The sequence below is a fragment of the Colwellia demingiae genome (genome assembly GCF_007954275.1).
Taxonomy (GTDB): Bacteria; Pseudomonadota; Gammaproteobacteria; order Enterobacterales; family Alteromonadaceae; genus Colwellia; species Colwellia demingiae.
In genome coordinates, this window is the sequence record NZ_VOLT01000002.1 from 461804 (window position 1) to 479574 (window position 17771).

Sequence of the window (17771 nt, forward strand, 5' to 3'; positions counted from 1 at the left end):
GTAGATATTACAGCGACACTATTTGTGTCACTTCGAATTCATGTAGCTACTTTAAAAGTATATTAGGCATCAATAAACAGACTAACTTGAACTATAATGATTCCAAAACGGAACCAATGGAGTCTTTATGGATCTCTCTAGTCGATTATTACTGTTATTAGAAGTTGCTGAATTAGGCAGTTTTGCCAAAGTATCAGAGCAAAGGAATGTCAACAGATCTGCTATATCAAAACAGATAACTAAACTCGAACAAGAGCTTGGCGTGCACCTATTGAATAGGACAACGCGTTCGTTGTCGCTAACTGCTGCAGGGTCAGAAATGGCTAATCAGGCAATTCATTTAAGAGCGTTACTCAATAACTCAAAACGCCTTGCACAGAACTACCATCATGAACCTTTAGGAGAACTTAAAATATCTAGTTCAACATTATTTGGTCGCCAATACGTGCAACAAGTTATTCTGAAGTTTCAACAACTGTATCCTGATATTCGCATTGAATTATTATTAGAAGATCGCGAAGTGGACATAGTAGGCGAAGGATTTGATATAGGATTTCGTATTGGCGAGCCTAAAGAGTCAAATTTAATCTCTAAAAAAATAGCTCGAAATCGACTATTAATTGTCGCCGCGCCGAGCTTTATTGAAAAATATGGTTTGCCAACTACAGTGCCAAAATTAGAAAGCTTGCCTGCGGTTGTTTACTCAACTCAAGGTTTGTTAATTGATAAAATAAAATACCAAGATAGTAAAGGGGAAGATGCTTTTATACAGTTCAATATCGCCTACAAAGTTAATGAAGTTGAGATGTTAATTAATACTGCGTTAGCAGGTCAGATGTTAACGGTTACCACGGCGCAGATGATCGAAAATGAAATTTTAGAAGGCAAACTGATTCCAATAATGACCCATCTAAATTTAATGGATTATGGTTCGTTTTACGCCGTTTATCCTCATAGAGATTCACCATTAAAAACAAGGCTTTTTATCGAGATGTTAAAGGATATTGTTGGGGATAAAACACCCATTTGGGAGTCACGTATTCCTGGGTTGGAAAAGATGTACGGTAATTCAAAATGAACGTTACAATAACTTACTTAGCCTCGCTAATTAAAACTGTTTTATATATATAAAACCAAAATATAAACATTTTGATTACTATTACGTCACCTGATAGGGTATGTATCATGGAAATATTGATACAACTTAAAGGGAATTAATCAATGGCTGACAATAAAGTCCATCTTGTACAAAAATCTCGTCGTCAATTTTTACGCAGTGCAGGCATGTTAGCGCTAGGAGCTTCTCCGCTTCTTAGCTTAGCCGCAACCGACAATAATGAAGGCGTTAGCCTTGCCGGAGGCATGAGACCTTTAGTTAAATATCCTGGAAAACGGGATTTGATTTTAGTTCACAGCAGGCCACCCCATTTAGAAACACCTTTTTCTGTATTTAATGAAAGTCTTATTACCCCAAATGATGCATTTTATGTTCGTTATCACCTTGCAAACTTTCCTACCGAAATAGACCTAAACACATATAAACTTAACGTTAACGGTGCCGTTAAAAAGACACTTCAGCTTAGCCTTCAAGAACTTAAGTCAATGGCAGAACCTGTTGAAGTTGTTGCTGTCAATCAATGTTCAGGCAACAGCAGAGGGTATTCATCGCCACGCGTTTTTGGTGCCCAACTCAGTAATGGAGCAATGGGAAATGCACGTTGGACCGGTATCCCCCTTAGAACTGTGTTGGAAAAAGCAGGTGTATCACCTGAAGCAATGTACGTTACTTTTAATGGCCTTGATAAGCCGGTATTACCAACCACTCCTGACTTTAAGAAAGCACTAAATATTGACCACGCTCTAAGCGCAGAACCATTACTAGCTTGGGGAATGAACGGTGAAGATCTACCTTTTTTAAACGGTTATCCTTTGAAGCTTATTGTACCTGGCTATTTCGGTACGTATTGGGTTAAACATTTATCTGAAATAACCGTATTAGACACTGAATTCACCGGCCACGATTCCTATTTCATGAATACCGCTTATCAACTGCCCGACAATGACTGTCTATGTATTACCCCAGGCAGTACCGCTGATAAAAGCCGTCCGATTTCAACACTTCCTGTGCGCAGCTTTATGACTAATATTGCTGCTGGAGATACCCTGCCATCAGCTAAGCCCATTGAACTTGAAGGTATTGCCTTTGACGATGGTTCTGGCATAAAAAATGTCGATATATCAATCGATGGCGGCATAACTTGGCTCACCAGTACTTTAGGTGAAAGCTTGGGACGATTCTCCTTTCGCCCATGGAAGCTTACTGTCAGTTTTACACAAAAAGGAAATGCATTAGTCATGGTACGAGCCAGTAACAAAAACGGTGAAGTGCAACCACTTAGGGCAAGCTGGAATCATGGTGGCTATATACGCCATGCTATTGAATCAGTCGCCATTAACGTTACATAGAGGTACCCCATGTCTAACAACACATCATTTGCTACTTTGTTGAGCCCTACAATTGTAAGTACCTTGCTAACTATTGTCGTTTTTTCTGGCATATCACCTTCAGTCAGCCAGGCATATGCATCAGTCGACAAGACTATAAAAAAGATTACGCTGCCAGCAAGTACCATTTCTCTACCAAAATCAGAATTACCCGGTTATAACCTAGCCCTGCAAAAATGAACTATTTGCCACTCCGTTGATTACATACATCATCAGCCCCCAGGCATGGATCAAAAAGCATGGACAAATGCAGTGTTAAAAATGCAGCACTCTTATGGCGCACCAATAAGTGAAAGCGATATAAGCAGTATTGGCGCTTATCTATCCGTTGTATACGGCTCAGCCAAAGCTGATGATCCAGAAATTATTGATGCTTCCAAACCTCCAGTTAGTGCTCCACCTTCTGGTGAAGCACTCGACGTACAAGTGTTGCTAACGAACAATGGATGTACGGGTTGTCATGATATTAATAAGAAAATCGTAGGTCCTGCATTTAAGAGTATTGCCAAAAAATATAAGGCCGAAACTGATGCTATTAAGAAGTTAGTCGCCTCGATTCAAAGCGGCGGTAGCGGAAAATGGGGAAATATGACCATGCCACCGATGAATGTTAACGATAAACAAGCTGAGGCATTAGCAGTGTTTATACTCAAACAGTAACTCACAAACCTGAGAAGATCCGCTACTCCCTTTTATCTAGCGGCTCTTTTCATGTACCACATAGTGATTGAAATCAATTCAACAAAAAACAGCCTCACTAGAGGCTGTTTTAATTATTCTTTTAGTTAATTTATACCAATCGTATTCGTTAACTTTTATAAACAGTAATAATTAATCGGTCATCATTATTCTACTGTCATTCTTATTGCGATAACTTATTTAGCTAGCTTCACTGGTTGCTCAATAACATCAACAGCAATTGCTGCTGAACCGGCTCTTCTTGGGTCTGACGCCCCTAAAAATACACCATTATGTTTCATAATGGTTTGTAGGCTGCCCAGTGAGCTCGATACTTTGACGTTATAGCCTTGCGCTTTTAATATATCAACGGTATCAGCAGGAATATTCCTTTCAACAGACAACACATCAGGTTGCCATTGGTGATGGACTCTTGGTGCATTAGTGGCCTCAGCAATATTCATTTCGAAATATAAAACATTCACCAATTGTTGAAATACCGAGGTGATTATTTTGCTACCGCCAGGTGTACCGGTAGCAATATATGGCTCACCATTTTTTAAAACGATCGTTGGCGTCATTGAACTTAGTGGCCGTTTTTTGGCTTCGATTGCATTAGCTTCCCCGCCAATCAAACCATAACTATTTGGGCTACCTGGTTTTACCGAAAAATCATCCATGGTGTTGTTCAGTAAAATTCCTGTACCTGGAATAGTAATACCACTACCGTAGTTGTGATTTAAAGTATAAGTACTACTAACCACATTACCCGCGGCATCCATTACAGAAAAATGTGTTGTATCAGGGCTTTCATATTTGCTGGGTTCACCGGCTTTAATATCACTTGAAGGAGTTATTTTATTCCGCTTAATATTTTTACTGAGTTCTTTTGCATATATTTTGCTGGTTAAGCCCTTACTCGGTACGTTGACAAAAGCGGGGTCGCCTAAAAAGGTACTTCTGTCAGCATAAGCGCGCTTAAAGATTTCAGTTTGCAGATGTATCATTGCTGCAGAGCCTTGCTGAATGTTCTCTAAGTTAAGTGTTTCAAACATATTTAACATTTGGATAAGGTGAACGCCACCTGAGCTTGGTGGTGGCATAGTTAAAATTTCAAATCCTTGAAATGTGCCACGAATCGGCGCTACTTCATTAACTTTATAATCAGCTAAGTCTTTTGCAGTAATGAGGCCATCACCCTGCTCCATTGCAGCGACAATTTTTTTTGCAATATCCCCTTGGTAAAATCCAGATTTACCCTGCTCGCGCAAATACGCTAAGCTATTCGCGAGATCTTTTTGTACCCAAACTTCGCCAGCTAGATACGGCTGGCAATTTTCTTTTAAAAATACTCGGCATGTTTCAGCGTTAACTGATAAAAACATTTGTTCTTTGTAAAAAAATCGCGCCATATCATCGTCAACAATAATGCCAGTTCTAGCGAGTTTTTCTGCGGGTTTAATGACCTCAGACCAAGACATTGAACCATATTTTTCAAGGGCATAGTGTAAACCAGCAACTGTGCCTGGTACTCCTGAGGCGGATAATGTTTTCAATGATTTATTCACTATCGGGTAACCATATTCATCAAGAAAAACATCTTTGTATGCTAAAGCAGGAGCCGTTTCTCGATAATCAATGGCAATTGTTTTATTTTTATCGCCTAAATGGACCAGCATAAAACCACCACCCGCTAAATTTCCAGCGCGTGGTAAAACAACAGATAATGCAAAACCTACCGCGACCGCAGCATCAACCGCGTTGCCACCTTGCCTTAGAATATCAGCACCCACTTCACTGGCGATCCGTTTTTGACTAACAACCATGCCTTTTCTGCCGATAACAGGGTGAGAGACATCATGATAATCAACCAATTGCCATAAACGAGGAAGCTCTGCTGTGCTAACTTGCTGGACTGGTGTCGTGGCGACACTAGTCGTCGCGACGAACGCTAAAAAACAACAGGTTAATTTTATTACCGTATACCGAGGCTTTTTTTGGGGGGGAGCACTGTAGAATAATCGATTATGAATATTGGTAATAAAATTATTTTTCATAGTTATTTCTTTATATCATAGGATTTTCCACTAAGGAAAAATGGTTGGATGAACTGTCCAGCTTCTACTCGACAGTTTGTAACTCAGAAAATTATCATCATTAGCAGGTAAGCACCTTCATTTATTAATGACGCCAGTTAGAATTGTAAAACATTTCGATAACATTAAGCAGTTATGCTTTGTATCATGACGTGTCGCATCGAAATTCAGTTAAAAAGAAAAACCTTATACTTTTGGCTTTTCAGATATCCAAAGTTTAATATTTCCTTTAACCACAACAACATCATTTTCATCATAAGCAGTGATGTTAACAAGCATATCACCAGGCTTCCAATCTTCTGCATTAACCTTAGCTACGCATCGAATATCACTACCTGCTTTTGCGGTGTAATCAACGGTCATTCCTTTTGGGATCCAACGTAGGTGCTTAGGTACAGATGCTTCTGCCATTACCCCCATTGCCATTTCTAAACCATTACAAATAGCGATCACATGCACCGTTTTTATATGATTAAAAACCTTTTTTCTTTTTTTGATAAGACAAGTACACTGGTTAGGTACTAATTCTGAAATTTTAGGGCTAATAGTCGCAAAATAAGGCGCGATGCGGCTGACCATAATTGAAAATAGTTTATTCCCAAAAGGGTATTTTTCAAGTTTATGGTATAACGATAGAGTTTTATTGGTCTGGTTCATAATCTGCTTTTAACGGTTATTTTCAAGAGTTTTTCAATGCTAGGTGAAGTTAGCTCTAGATTAACTTAATTTTTAATTGAGTGAATAAGACTAACGCCAAGCAACATTAAGAATAATGAGCTGAAGGTAACTTATCATTAGCTCAACGTCACTACAAACTAATGAAATAGTTAACTATACCCGTTCCACTTGAAGATGCAGGATTCAGCTGGAATTATAAACGCCTTTAGGCAAAGCATTGATTGAAGAGAATAGTTATTCTATTGTCGAAATCAATAACGTGGCATAACGCGTTTATAAACCAGCCCATTGGGGAGACCTGAGCAAAAAACATTCATCGTTACATTTGTTTTTAAGGACGCAACATGGATGTAACTTATTAGAGAATGCAGGAGCACATTTTCCCGAGTAACCCTTAACAAAAAAATGTGCCTTGATTATGATTCGCTCCGGCTTCCTGAAACGAGCATCTTCAAGTGGAGCGGGTATATACATAAGTTTTATTTAAGTTATTTTTAATGATTATAAATTTAACAACTGCATTCCCCTCGTTCTAGTATCGGTAATAAAAGTTTTCGATCTGAACCATTGCAATGATATTTATTCATTTTTGATGTAATCTGGTCCTGAACGGCAACAAGACTCTTTGATAAAAACTAAAGGAAATAATAATAATGAAAAAATTAATCCTACCATTAGCCGCTTTAATATTAAGTACTTATATAATGCCAGCTACGGCACAGTCAGATTGCGGGGACATCACAATAAGTGAAATGAACTGGGCCTCAGGACAATTGGTAACATCGGTATCCAAATTCATTTTAGAACAGGGGTACGGCTGTAACGTTCTAACCATCCCAACATCTACCGTTCCTTACGTTGTATCTCTTGCTGAAACCGGTAAACCTGACATCATTACCGAACTATGGATCACCGCAGTGCCTCTGTATAAAGAGCTTGAAAAACAGGGCAAAGTAATAACGGCAACTAAAGTTCTTTCTGATGGTGGTACTAACGGTTGGTGGATTCCGAAATACCTTGCCGACAAACATCCGGAGCTGAAAACCATAGAAGGCGTCCTGGCTAACCCAGAACTGGTTGGCGGTCGTTTCCATAATGCACCAAATGGCTGGGGCATGCGAACCACGAACGACAACTTGATCAAGGCATTCGACTTTGCTGGCAATAAGATGGATGTTTTCAACCATGGCTCAGGTGAAACACTGGCCGCCTCTATTGCATCAGCTTACGACGCTCATGAACCATGGTTCGGCTACTACTGGGCACCGACATCTGTCTTAGGTAAATATGAAATGGTTGCCGTAGATATGGGATCTTTCGATGAAGAAGCCTATGCCTGCGCTGAAAGTAAAGAATGTGCTAATCCGAAAAAGACCTCTCTGCCAAGCGCCACCGTAGTGACTGCAATAACAACCGATCTGGCTACACGTGAGCCGGAAGTGCTGAACCTGATGAAGAAGCTCTCCTTTACTAACAAGCAGATGAGTCAATTACTGGCTTGGCAAGAAGCTAATAAAGCCTCTTCTGAAGAGGCTGCCGTTCACTTTATTACCACCCAGCAGGGTGTCTGGTCAGCGTGGCTCAGCGAAGATGCCCGTAAAAACCTTGCACCACTGCTGAAATAAACTGCATTAACGATGGGACCAGTAAGTAAGTATTGATACTGGTCCTCCCCTCTCACACACATATTGACAGCAGATATTGCAACAAAATCAAGATGCCCTAAATACAAAGCAACAGCAGTTACCCTGATAAGGAGTTATCCGAACAGGGTAAAATAAATAGGAAATATTTAATATGTCATTTTATGACTCGCTATTCGATTCACTTGGATTACAGGACTGGTGCAGTAACGAAGCTAAAGCCGGCCCAATGACCATGGCTGAACTTTTAGCAAAAAGCAAAAGCTCTACGGTAACCGAAGAGACTTCTCTCTGGAATATGCCTTTCCCGTCACTCGATAATCTCCATGGCGCTTGCAACAGTATCCCTCGTACGCGAGATATGACTTCAGGTGTCGAGCAGCTTTTCCTCAATGTTAAAAGCAGCCTTCAGTTTGTACTTGATCCCCTAACACAGCCTCTGAGCTGGCTATTGGATGGTTCTATCTGGTTATTTGTTGCTACGCCTTGGTGGCTTTTGATCGGATTAACACTGCTCACTGTGCAACGGGTGACTCGTTCAAAAGGCGCTACCTTGTTGACCGCTATTACTTGGTTCTTCCTTGCCTTTATCGACCACTACTCTTACGCTGTGCAAACAATGGCGATTATCTTTGTCTGTACGGGGATCAGTGTTTTACTCGGCGTTCCCATCGGCATAGCGATGTCAAAATACGATAGGTTTCAAAAAGGGGTCATTCCGATTCTTGATATGCTGCAAACCTTGCCCTCCTTTGTCTATCTCATTCCACTCATCTTTCTGTTCAGTGTCACCGAATCCAAATTATATGGCATTGCGATTATTATGTACGCGATAGTTCCAGTAATTAGACTCACTGATCTGGGTATACGATTAGTCGATAAAGATATTATTGAAGGGGCTAATGCCTTTGGTATGAGCGCCCGTCAAAAATTGTTCAATGTTGAACTGCCACTGGCACTACCTAACATCATGGCCGGCATTAACCAGACTATTATGATGTCACTGGCGATGGTGGTTATCGCATCACTAGTATCTGCACCGGGTCTTGGTGTATTGGTATTGCGGGGAATTAATAACCTTGAGCTCGGTGTGGGACTAGTCTCTGGTTTCTGTATCGTAATTTTGGCAATATTGTTAGACCGTGTAAGTAAAGCAACGTTAGCACGGATTGATGTATCTCAATCTAACACCTGAGGCAGTGAACAATGACAGCTAATATAAAAATATCTATCAAAAAGCTCTATAAAATATTTGGCCCTGAGCCAGAAATGGCACTGCAACATGTTAAAAATGGCATTGAAAAACCCGATCTTCTGGAACAGTACGGTCATGTATTGGGCTTGAAAGATATCAACATCGATATGTTAGATGGCCAGATTACTGTGATTATGGGCTTATCTGGCTCTGGAAAATCTACTTTAATTCGCCATTTTAATCGGTTGATAGAACCCACTGATGGTCAGATTTTGATCGACGGTATTAATGTGATGGACTTATCTGATGAAGAGCTACGTAAAATGCGCCAATCAGATATGTCGATGGTGTTTCAGAATTTTGCCCTACTGCCTCATAAAACAGTATTGGAAAATGCAGGTACAGCTCTGCGAGTCAGAGGGATCTCAGCAGAAGAGGCCGACATCGAAGCTAAAAAATGGCTCGACCGAGTAGGTCTGACCGGTTTTGAAGGACACTATCCACATCAGCTCTCTGGTGGTATGCAGCAACGAGTAGGTATCGCCAGAGCGCTGACCTCAAACTCGGCAGTGATGCTAATGGATGAAGCTTTTTCAGCACTGGATCCATTGATCCGTAATGATATGCAAGATCTACTGCTAGCTCTTCAAAAAGAGCTGCACAAAACGATTATCTTTATTAGCCATGATCTAGATGAAGCGCTTAAACTAGCCGACCATCTGGTTATTCTTAAAGATGGTGAAGTAATTCAACAAGGTGAACCCCAGCATATTCTATTAAACCCTTGCGACCCTTACATTGAAAGTTTTGTCAGCGAAATTAACCGAGTACGAGTACTGCGAGTACGTTCAGTGATGCAACCGCTACTTGATAAAGCCTTAGATACAGCTGGCAGTGTAGACGTCAACGCTACGCTAGAAGATGTGATCTCTCAATCAGGTGGCGACACTAACAAGGTGTACTTAGTCAAGAAAGAAGATGAAGCTGTAGGGACTATATGTATGAAAGACTTAGTGCGTGCTCTGGTACCCAGAGTTCCCTCCCAAAAAGAAGCTATTACGGCTTAGAGACAAGGCATTAATTGAAGAGAATGGTTACTCAGGAGAACATGCTCCTGAACAATCATTATTTCATTACAGCGCCTTGAATTGAAATTACTCAAGTACTCTGAAACCTGCATCTTGATTGATAACGGGTATATACCCGTTCCACTTGCTTTAAATATAATGATTTAACTTTCAATTACCAACCGTCTAATCCATATCAAATATTATGATGTTAAATACTTCGAAAAATTCTCGACCACATAATCCTTAAACGCTTTTAAACGTAGTGGTTGATGCTTATCTTGAACATAAACTAAATAAAATGGAGTGGATGCTACCTGCCATTGATCAAATAATGGCACCAGTACTCCTTGTTCGAGTTCTGTTTTACAATAAAGCTCTGGCACCCTAATAATACCGTTACCTGAAATAGCTGAAGAGACCATCACTCTGCCACTTTTACACGTAAGATTACCCGCTACGATCACTTCAACTTTTTTATTATTATCGCTATTAATGAACGTCCAGTTTTTTAAACTGCCAGCAATACATCGATGATGTACCAATCCTTTTGGGTCATTCGGTTCACCATTTTTTGCTAAGTACTTAGGGCTCACATAGGTATTTATCTTTATATCGGTAAGTTTTCTTGCGATAAGTGATGAATCGGCTAATTCTCCCATACGAAAAACGAAATCGAACTCTCCTGAGACCAGATCGACTCGCCGACTAGAAAAGTCTAGTTCGATATTAATATCAGGGTACTGAACCATAAAATCACTAATTAACGAAGCAATGATCTCTTCTGCAATATAACCACCAACACAATTAATGCGAATATTGCCCGATAAAGAATCAGCACTTTCGAGCACTCGATCAATAGCATGAGATATACCATTAAGTGATTGTTTACAGCGTTCATAAAATGCTTCACCTTGCGGTGTTAAATGTTGCGTGCGGGTAGTCCTTATCAATAAACTTACACCGAGGCTAGATTCTAATTGAGCTAACTGTTTGGAAATATGTGACCTTGAACACGCTAGTTCTTCAGCCGCTTTAGTAAAGCTCCCTTGCTCAGCCAGCACAACAAAAGTTCTGATATCAGAAAGACTCACGTGTTTTTTCATACGACCTCTTTGTCAACTTAGAGTAAACAGATATGACTGTTGATGCATATATATCACCAAAAAACAGCAAAGTAAAACGGTGATAGTCGTTGGTTATTCCATTGATAAAATAGCCTATAAATTGCAACTATAACTATCTCAGGGAGTGAGTAGATAGGTATACAATGTACTATAAAGCAATAGATTGGTAACTCCTAGTCATCAATGATGTGAGTAAAGTGCCATATATCATTACCTAAGGTTTCTTTATTATTAACTCAACAGAAAAAATTCTATGACGAGGTATTAATATGAAAAATTTAGTGGTTATTACTGGCGCAAGCTCAGGTATTGGTGAAGAGTTAGCGAAACAAATGAATGCACAAGGTCACCCTTTATTGTTGCTAGCAAGAAGAGTCGAAAAACTTGAAGCCCTTGGGCTTTCAAATACTTTATGCATGAAAGTGGATGTGACTGATAAAGAAGCTTTCCAAAATGCGATAAACACAGCTACTGATAAGTATGGTCCTGTCGACCTACTGGTAAATAATGCTGGTCTTATGTTACTTGGCCAAGTAGATGTTCAAAGTGCAGCTGAATGGAAAGCAATGTATGACGTGAATGTATTAGGTTTGTTAAATGGTATGCAAAGCGTACTACCGTCTATGAAGCAACGTAATACTGGCACGATCATCAATATTAGCTCGGTCGCTGGCAGAAAAACATTTGGTGACCATGCCGCTTATTGTGGGACTAAATTTGCTGTTCATGCTATTTCTGAGAACGTAAGAGAAGAAGTAGCTAATAACAACGTCAGAGTCATCACTATTGCCCCGGGTGCTGTTGAAACAGAATTATTATCACACACCACTTCGAGTGATATCGTTTCAGGCTATGAGTCTTGGAAAAAAGAGATGGGCGGTGTTTTAGCGCCGATTGATGTCTCTAACGCAATTTCGTACGCATATAATCAACCGCAAAACGTTTGTATTCGTGAGATTGTTTTAGCACCAACTAAACAGCAGCCATAATTAAATAAATATAAAATCAAAGCGCTTCATATTTTTGAAGTGCTTTTCCTCAAATCGTTGCAGATATTATGACGAACAATATCAAAAACAACTTCACTCATTTTTATTTAACAAAAAAAACTTATCTCTTATCTACTGACTGCAATAACAAGCGATACAAATTTTTAGTCGCAGAGCCAGTTTTATCCGCTTTAGGCAATGCTAGGTGCAATGGGACATGATAACAATTTGAATATTCTACATTGAGAATAACTAAGTCCGGATCATTCTGTCTTTTGATAATATGTTCAGGTATACGGCAATAACCCAAACCATGCTTAACCGCTTGCAAAGCATGGTCAAAATTATCTACCGTGATACGTTGATTCGATTTCAACCATCCAACATCTCTTTTTACTGACTCTCCTAAATCTCGAGTGACTATTTGTCTATTTACTGCCAGATCAGCCATGCAAAGTTCAGGTTTACTCGCTAATGGGTGACTTTTCATCACAATAGGTAACATATTTACTGTACCAAACGACTCACAAGGATAGTTAGTTATAGGAAGAGTTATGATTGAAATATCGGCACTTTCTTGCTCTACCATACTAGAGGTTTTCGATAATGAGGTCTCAATAACTTTTATTGAAGTTGTGCTATTTCCTTCAAGAAAAATTGCCAGAGGCTCGTATAACCATTTACGGTCGCACAAGTGATCAATAGCAATAATAATTTCTGATTCAACTCCCTGTGCTAACTGAATACTGATCTCTTCCAAGGCTTGAGCTTGCTCTATCATCGATTGTGCACGTCGTAATAAAGACTTGCCATCATCTGTCAATACAGCTCGACGTCCTTCAACTTTTACAACAGAAATACCTAGCTGACTTTCTAATTTTTTGATGGCGTAAATCAATGTGGTATGACTTTTATTTAGCGCAGTTGCCGCCGCTTGAATACTGCCAGCCTTATCTACCTCAAATAAGGTTAACCATTGGTCTAGCGTTGTTTTTAGTCTCATTGGTCTATTTATTCCACAGTTACACGCAGTTTTATGAACTTTAATGTGTAATTTTTATAGGTAACATAGCATATATCACCTAAACAAAGCACAACGCTTTGTAATGATCTTAACTAATAAACAACAAACCTATTGGAGAAATACCATGAAAAAGCTATTACAAGTAGATTTCGATTTTACTGGCCCATTCGGTGAAGAAATGTCGACCCTGTTGATGGATTTAGCACAATCAATAAACAATGAACCAGGAATGATTTGGAAAATTTGGACTGAAAACCCTAAAGAACAATTAGGAGGAGGCATTTATTTATTTGAAAATGAAGCCTATGCACAAGCATATTTAGAAATGCACTCAGCGCGTTTAAAAGAGATGGGAGTAGAGAAAATTAGAGGGCATATCTTTGATATTAACCTGCCCTTGTCAACAATTAACCATGCCCCAATGACTGAGGTGAAATAATGATGAATAGTAGAACCTTTTTAACACTACATGGCGTGATCAATAGTGTGTTTGCTTTTGTCTTATTTTTCATTCCTCATCTTGTTTGGCCAATGTACGGTGTAGAAATAAATGACCAATATGCTTATTTCCTGTCACAACATACAAGCATCTTTTTAGGTGGAATAGGCGCTATCAGTCTGCTATTAAGAGATATTGAAGAAGGTGAAACGGCCAAAAAATTATTCTTAGCCCTATTTATCACAAATATCTTAGGTGTGGTAATTACCCTATATGCGGGTGCGACAGGAATATTTGTCGGTTTTGGTTGGAGTGATCCTGCATTTTTCATTGTTCTGTCAGTGCTCAGTTATTTTCAATTTAAAAAGCAATAATGCAAAATGATACGCTTTATAACTTTAAAGCGTATCCATTTAATAAAACAAAACTACATGAAATAGATACGGTATTCACATTGTATTATTGTATTGTTAATAAAAACCGAAATAGACTATTGTTAATATTACTAAGTAAAACAACTGGTTGACGAGTTAACTGGTGTCAAAATAATTTACAGATTATTTTAACTCTATAAATTTCAACTTCCATTTTATTGAAATAACTAAACTTTTCCAAACTGGTACGATTAGTGCTTTAATCATTCTATATACAAATATTATAATTAATATTTACATTCATATTTATTTTAAATTTATTAAAGAGGTTCAATATGAACATAAAACTTATCCCACTTTTAGTACTCACAGCTACTCTTACTTTTCTAACGCCAACGGCTAATGCAAGTTTAATTCTTGGTACAGGTACTTCGGCATTAGTTGGTGGCGATTTAACTGACCCTGAAAATGATGGTTTGGTTAATTCTAACGTTAACTATGATGCAACATTTCGTTCAAGTGTAGAACCTGGTTTTGGCGGCGGTGAATTTGCATTCAATGTATTTGATAACACCTTAACAAGTCGCAACGGTAAATGGTGTTGTAGTGGTGGAAACGTTTGGGTCGAAGCAGACTTTGGTACAGACCGTTATATATTAGACATGTTTACACTATCTTCGGCAAATGACGTACCGAGTAGAGATTCTGATCAATGGAGAATTTTAGGCTCTAATGATGGCATTAATTACACTGCGCTTTATTCTTATGATGTAGCTGGCCAGTCTATTTGGGGTTCAGATCGTTTTGAAGTGGTTCAATTTTCAAATAATGCTGATTATAACGTTAATACCGCATACAGTATTTTCCGCTACCAATCGACTTCTGTTGTAAGTGGTTCAAATCATCAGTTAGGTGAAATTGAGTTTTTTGGCACTAAGATTCCAGAGCCTTCAACAATTGCTATTTTTGCCTTAGGTCTTATTGGCTTAGCATCTCGTCAATTTAAGAAGTAATCTTAAGCATTCAAATGGTATAGATTCTATAAAACACTGATTATAATGATCAGTGTTTTTTTGTTTCTGAAGATTAGTTATTTATAAATTAAAATAAAGTATTCATCAAAGAGCGAGTAGCCATAGCTACACTATATGAGTGCTGTTTTCCCTCATTATCCTCTATCCATTGAAACATCTCAGTACTTACTTATTAACCACAGCGGTTCTATAAATAACCTGTTTTCTGCATTTGCTAATTTAGTCGGCTGCTTTAAATTTTGACTGTGTTAATAAGAGTTAAAATTAGCATTTTTTTACTTAGTTGACGCAAGGTAATGAAAAGCTTAAGGTCTTCTTAGAGCGAAAAGAAAATATTCAAGACACTCCAATTTATGCTCAACCCATAATATTAGCTAACCAAGTAAGTTAATAGATGATTCGATGCTTTGAAAAGCGTAGTAATGTACTTTCAGCGTCAAAGTTAAAACAACTACATATTTAAGTGAGCAATGGCAAACATATCCACTAAAGCGAGTTCATTCCTTCACTCCAATCAGTACTTATTAGCGCTGCTCTTTGGAGTTATAGGGGCAATAGTCAATCTATATCCAATAGAGTTAGCTTTTAGTATTGCACTTGTTGTTGGTAATACCGCCTACATTGTTGCCGCTTCATTTCTACGTCCCGGTCTAACATTACTTTGCGCTCTCATCAGCGTTATTCCACTTTATTTCTATTGGGGTCATCCATTTGGCTTCCTTACTTTTGGCCTTGAAGCGTGGTTCATTTCAATGTTACGAGCAAGGGGTTGGTATGTACTTACTGCTGACTTACTTTATTGGTTAGTTATTGGTATGCCGCTTACTGCTTTGCTTATCTGGAGCAACATGGAGTTTGCCCAAAGTTTCATGCTCTTTAGTGTATTGAAACAAGCTATCAATGCAATGCTCTATACTTCCTTAGCTTGTATTTTTCTGTTCACTTTTAATGATTATTTCCAATCGATAAAATCAAGTCAACCGCCATTAGTTAAAAGTTTACCCAAATGGCTTTTGTATTCATTTTGGAGTATTTCTGCCTTTTTTGTTATTTGTGTTTCATTGGTACTCAGTACTAATTTTAGCGAGTTTCAGAAGGCACAACTTGAAAAAGAATTAGAAATTAACAATAACTATATTACCCATATTGGCAATAGTTATTTAAATGAACATCAACAAGCGATTGAAAATATCGCCTACCAACTTTCTAGCATAACAGCCCCTGAAGAAAGGCAAAAAGCCCTGTCAAAATTTCACCATTTATACCCTGGTTTTTTAACCATGCTGATTGCCACCGAGCAAGGCGAAATAGAACTCGCATCACCAAATTCCATTATGGAAAAATTAGCTGTTGACCAACGTTCCGTAATCGACCGCCCTTACTTCATTCATGCTATGGAAGAACAAAAGTTATTCGTTTCTGCCGTATTTCTAGGTAGAGGTTTTGGTGCTGACCCCATTATTGCCATCAGTGCTCCACTCTATCAAGGTGGTCAAGTAAATGGCCCTTCAGGTATTGTTGAAGGCTCCTTGAATTTAGGAAAGTTTGGCCTTTATGACAAAATAGGCCACGATGAAAAGCTAATCAAAACGATTGTAACGGATCAAAATGACCGAATTATCTATTCTTCAGATAGTTTGCAACTAGAGGCCTTATCGGGATTTACCTATGAAGATCGTGCCTATAAAAATTCATCAAATTTAATCAGTTTAAAATCAGAAAAAAATGAAGGTGAAATGTTCATTCACAAGCAAACGCAATTAATGAATGACTGGAAAATACATTCCTTGATAGAACATAAGTTTTCTTTGAAAAACATAGAAGACTTGTACTTAGTTATGTTTTTAACACTGTTTGTTACTTTACTTACAGCCAGCTTTTTTGCAAAGAGATTCGCCATTCATTTAAGTCGCCCACTGAAATTCGTTATGGATGAATTATCAAAAGGCAAAAAAACAGGTGATTTCAGAGATGTTCCTTACGAAACGCCCACCGAAATTCAAAAACTTTACCAAGAATTAAAAGTTAACCGTCTTGCACTGCTGGATAATCAAGAAGAATTACAAAAGCAGGTTTTAAAAAGAACAGAAGAACTTAACCAAGCAAACCGTAAATTAACGGAACAAGCCAATACCGACACGTTAACAGGACTCTATAACCGCCGATATTTTGAAAAGAATTTTAAAATGATGCAATCAATTTTTTCTCGAAATAAGTCGAACTTGATGTATGCAATAATTGATTTAGATTTGTTTAAAAACATTAATGATACACACGGACATTTGTTCGGTGATTATTGTTTGCTTACCGTGGCAAACATGCTTAAGACATTTTTTAATCGCGATTCTGATCTTGTTGCTCGCTTTGGTGGGGAAGAATTTGTCGTTGTTTCTCAATGTGATGATGTTGAAATACTTAGGTCGCGAATGGAGAGTTTTCTTCAACAAGTCGCTGCCTATGCATTTAAAGATGATGGTAAAGGGCCTATCACATTAACCATTTCAGTTGGCATAGCGGTAGGAGAAGCGAGTTATTCTAATCTACAGGAAGATTGGTTTGCCGTTGCTGATGAGTGCCTTTACGATGCTAAAGATAATGGTCGAAATCAAACGAAAATAACAGTGCTAGATATTGCAGCTAAAGCAAACGTTTAATACCAATAAAAAAGCGACTACTCTGTGAGTAAGTCGCTTTGTTAAATTCGAATTATTGAGAACTGGTATTAAAAATTATCAATAATTCCGCCACCTGTGGGTTCTAAATAAAGTTGGAAACATTTTTCTCTTACAGGGCTATTTTTGCCGTTAAGCTAAAATAGGCTTCTTTAAATAAAGATCGAAACAAACTTGGTACCAAGCTTTTTTACGTTCAAATACTACCAAAATACCGCTGAATAAAGTTGGAAACGAAAGAATCACTTAT

16 protein-coding genes are annotated in these 17771 nt (G+C 38.4%); 12 read left to right on the forward strand and 4 right to left on the reverse strand.

The window, feature by feature from the left end:
• Window positions 1-127 precede the first annotated feature (127 nt).
• The 4 genes from ESZ36_RS04820 (at window position 128) to ESZ36_RS04835 (ending at window position 3165) form a co-directional block, all read left to right on the forward strand.
• The gene (locus tag ESZ36_RS04820; RefSeq protein ID WP_146784273.1) at window positions 128-1078 is read left to right on the forward strand and encodes a LysR family transcriptional regulator; all 951 of its coding nucleotides are present in this window, start codon (window positions 128-130) and stop codon (window positions 1076-1078) included.
• 143 nt (window positions 1079-1221) lie between these two features.
• The gene (gene sorA / locus ESZ36_RS04825; protein ID WP_146784275.1) at window positions 1222-2466 is read left to right on the forward strand and encodes a SorA family sulfite dehydrogenase catalytic subunit; all 1245 of its coding nucleotides are present in this window, start codon (window positions 1222-1224) and stop codon (window positions 2464-2466) included.
• Window positions 2467-2475: 9 nt separating this feature from the next.
• Window positions 2476-2685 carry a hypothetical protein gene (locus tag ESZ36_RS04830; RefSeq protein WP_146784278.1) on the forward strand — a complete coding sequence of 70 codons (210 nt, stop codon included), beginning with the start codon at window positions 2476-2478 and terminating at the stop codon, window positions 2683-2685.
• A 45-nt stretch (window positions 2686-2730) separates the two neighbouring features.
• Entirely contained in the window at window positions 2731-3165 is a 435-nt protein-coding gene (locus ESZ36_RS04835) for a c-type cytochrome (RefSeq protein WP_146784281.1), read from the forward strand.
• 215 nt (window positions 3166-3380) lie between these two features.
• Here the strand turns inward: ESZ36_RS04835 and ggt are convergent, their stop codons facing one another.
• Together ggt and ESZ36_RS04845 are read right to left on the reverse strand one after the other, a co-directional pair.
• Window positions 3381-5240: a gamma-glutamyltransferase gene (ggt, locus tag ESZ36_RS04840; RefSeq protein WP_146784284.1), complete on the reverse strand. Its 1860-nt coding sequence runs from the start codon at window positions 5238-5240 to the stop codon at window positions 3381-3383.
• 225 nt (window positions 5241-5465) lie between these two features.
• Window positions 5466-5936, reverse strand: a complete 471-nt coding sequence (locus ESZ36_RS04845) for a hotdog fold domain-containing protein (RefSeq protein WP_146784287.1) — start codon at window positions 5934-5936, stop codon at window positions 5466-5468.
• 674 nt (window positions 5937-6610) lie between these two features.
• Here ESZ36_RS04845 and ESZ36_RS04855 point away from each other — a divergent pair.
• From ESZ36_RS04855 to ESZ36_RS04865, 3 genes are all read left to right on the forward strand, one after another.
• Window positions 6611-7582, forward strand: a complete 972-nt coding sequence (locus tag ESZ36_RS04855; RefSeq protein WP_146784290.1) for an ABC transporter substrate-binding protein — start codon at window positions 6611-6613, stop codon at window positions 7580-7582.
• A 172-nt stretch (window positions 7583-7754) separates the two neighbouring features.
• A complete protein-coding gene (locus tag ESZ36_RS04860) occupies window positions 7755-8795 on the forward strand; it encodes an ABC transporter permease (RefSeq protein ID WP_146784293.1) in 1041 nt (346 codons plus the stop codon).
• A gap of 11 nt (window positions 8796-8806) precedes the next feature.
• A complete protein-coding gene (locus tag ESZ36_RS04865) occupies window positions 8807-9862 on the forward strand; it encodes a betaine/proline/choline family ABC transporter ATP-binding protein (RefSeq protein ID WP_146784296.1) in 1056 nt (351 codons plus the stop codon).
• 203 nt (window positions 9863-10065) lie between these two features.
• Here ESZ36_RS04865 and ESZ36_RS04870 read toward each other — a convergent pair whose 3' ends face one another.
• Complete coding sequence (locus tag ESZ36_RS04870; protein ID WP_146784299.1) at window positions 10066-10968, reverse strand: LysR family transcriptional regulator; 903 nt, start codon at window positions 10966-10968, stop codon at window positions 10066-10068.
• A gap of 290 nt (window positions 10969-11258) precedes the next feature.
• Here ESZ36_RS04870 and ESZ36_RS04875 point away from each other — a divergent pair, with 290 nt between their 5' ends.
• Window positions 11259-11978, forward strand: coding sequence for an SDR family oxidoreductase (locus tag ESZ36_RS04875; RefSeq protein ID WP_146784302.1), 720 nt, complete (start codon window positions 11259-11261; stop codon window positions 11976-11978).
• Between the two features lie 121 nt (window positions 11979-12099).
• Here the strand turns inward: ESZ36_RS04875 and ESZ36_RS04880 are convergent, their stop codons facing one another.
• On the reverse strand, window positions 12100-12981 hold the full coding sequence (locus ESZ36_RS04880; RefSeq protein ID WP_146784305.1) for a LysR family transcriptional regulator: 882 nt from the start codon (window positions 12979-12981) through the stop codon (window positions 12100-12102).
• 145 nt (window positions 12982-13126) lie between these two features.
• Here ESZ36_RS04880 and ESZ36_RS04885 point away from each other — a divergent pair, with 145 nt between their 5' ends.
• The 4 genes from ESZ36_RS04885 to ESZ36_RS04900 all read left to right on the forward strand — a co-directional run bounded on the left by ESZ36_RS04885 (window position 13127) and on the right by ESZ36_RS04900 (window position 17503).
• Window positions 13127-13441: a monooxygenase gene (locus ESZ36_RS04885; protein WP_146784308.1), complete on the forward strand. Its 315-nt coding sequence runs from the start codon at window positions 13127-13129 to the stop codon at window positions 13439-13441.
• A complete protein-coding gene (locus tag ESZ36_RS04890; protein ID WP_246128991.1) occupies window positions 13441-13815 on the forward strand; it encodes a hypothetical protein in 375 nt (124 codons plus the stop codon). The genes ESZ36_RS04885 and ESZ36_RS04890 overlap by 1 nt, the downstream gene beginning before the upstream one ends.
• A 335-nt stretch (window positions 13816-14150) precedes the next feature.
• A complete protein-coding gene (locus tag ESZ36_RS04895; protein WP_146784311.1) occupies window positions 14151-14828 on the forward strand; it encodes a PEP-CTERM sorting domain-containing protein in 678 nt (225 codons plus the stop codon).
• A 491-nt stretch (window positions 14829-15319) separates the two neighbouring features.
• Window positions 15320-17503: a sensor domain-containing diguanylate cyclase gene (locus tag ESZ36_RS04900; protein ID WP_146784314.1), complete on the forward strand. Its 2184-nt coding sequence runs from the start codon at window positions 15320-15322 to the stop codon at window positions 17501-17503.
• Window positions 17504-17771: the final 268 nt, after the last annotated feature.

Coding starts and splice junctions, on each gene's coding strand:
- ESZ36_RS04820 (WP_146784273.1), top strand. CDS start 128: ATGGATCTCTCTAGTCGATTATTACTGTTATTAGAAGTTGCTGAATTA.
- sorA (WP_146784275.1), top strand. CDS start 1,222: ATGGCTGACAATAAAGTCCATCTTGTACAAAAATCTCGTCGTCAATTT.
- ESZ36_RS04830 (WP_146784278.1), top strand. CDS start 2,476: ATGTCTAACAACACATCATTTGCTACTTTGTTGAGCCCTACAATTGTA.
- ESZ36_RS04835 (WP_146784281.1), top strand. CDS start 2,731: ATGGATCAAAAAGCATGGACAAATGCAGTGTTAAAAATGCAGCACTCT.
- ggt (WP_146784284.1), bottom strand. CDS start 5,240: ATGAAAAATAATTTTATTACCAATATTCATAATCGATTATTCTACAGT.
- ESZ36_RS04845 (WP_146784287.1), bottom strand. CDS start 5,936: ATGAACCAGACCAATAAAACTCTATCGTTATACCATAAACTTGAAAAA.
- ESZ36_RS04855 (WP_146784290.1), top strand. CDS start 6,611: ATGAAAAAATTAATCCTACCATTAGCCGCTTTAATATTAAGTACTTAT.
- ESZ36_RS04860 (WP_146784293.1), top strand. CDS start 7,755: ATGTCATTTTATGACTCGCTATTCGATTCACTTGGATTACAGGACTGG.
- ESZ36_RS04865 (WP_146784296.1), top strand. CDS start 8,807: ATGACAGCTAATATAAAAATATCTATCAAAAAGCTCTATAAAATATTT.
- ESZ36_RS04870 (WP_146784299.1), bottom strand. CDS start 10,968: ATGAAAAAACACGTGAGTCTTTCTGATATCAGAACTTTTGTTGTGCTG.
- ESZ36_RS04875 (WP_146784302.1), top strand. CDS start 11,259: ATGAAAAATTTAGTGGTTATTACTGGCGCAAGCTCAGGTATTGGTGAA.
- ESZ36_RS04880 (WP_146784305.1), bottom strand. CDS start 12,981: ATGAGACTAAAAACAACGCTAGACCAATGGTTAACCTTATTTGAGGTA.
- ESZ36_RS04885 (WP_146784308.1), top strand. CDS start 13,127: ATGAAAAAGCTATTACAAGTAGATTTCGATTTTACTGGCCCATTCGGT.
- ESZ36_RS04890 (WP_246128991.1), top strand. CDS start 13,441: ATGATGAATAGTAGAACCTTTTTAACACTACATGGCGTGATCAATAGT.
- ESZ36_RS04895 (WP_146784311.1), top strand. CDS start 14,151: ATGAACATAAAACTTATCCCACTTTTAGTACTCACAGCTACTCTTACT.
- ESZ36_RS04900 (WP_146784314.1), top strand. CDS start 15,320: ATGGCAAACATATCCACTAAAGCGAGTTCATTCCTTCACTCCAATCAG.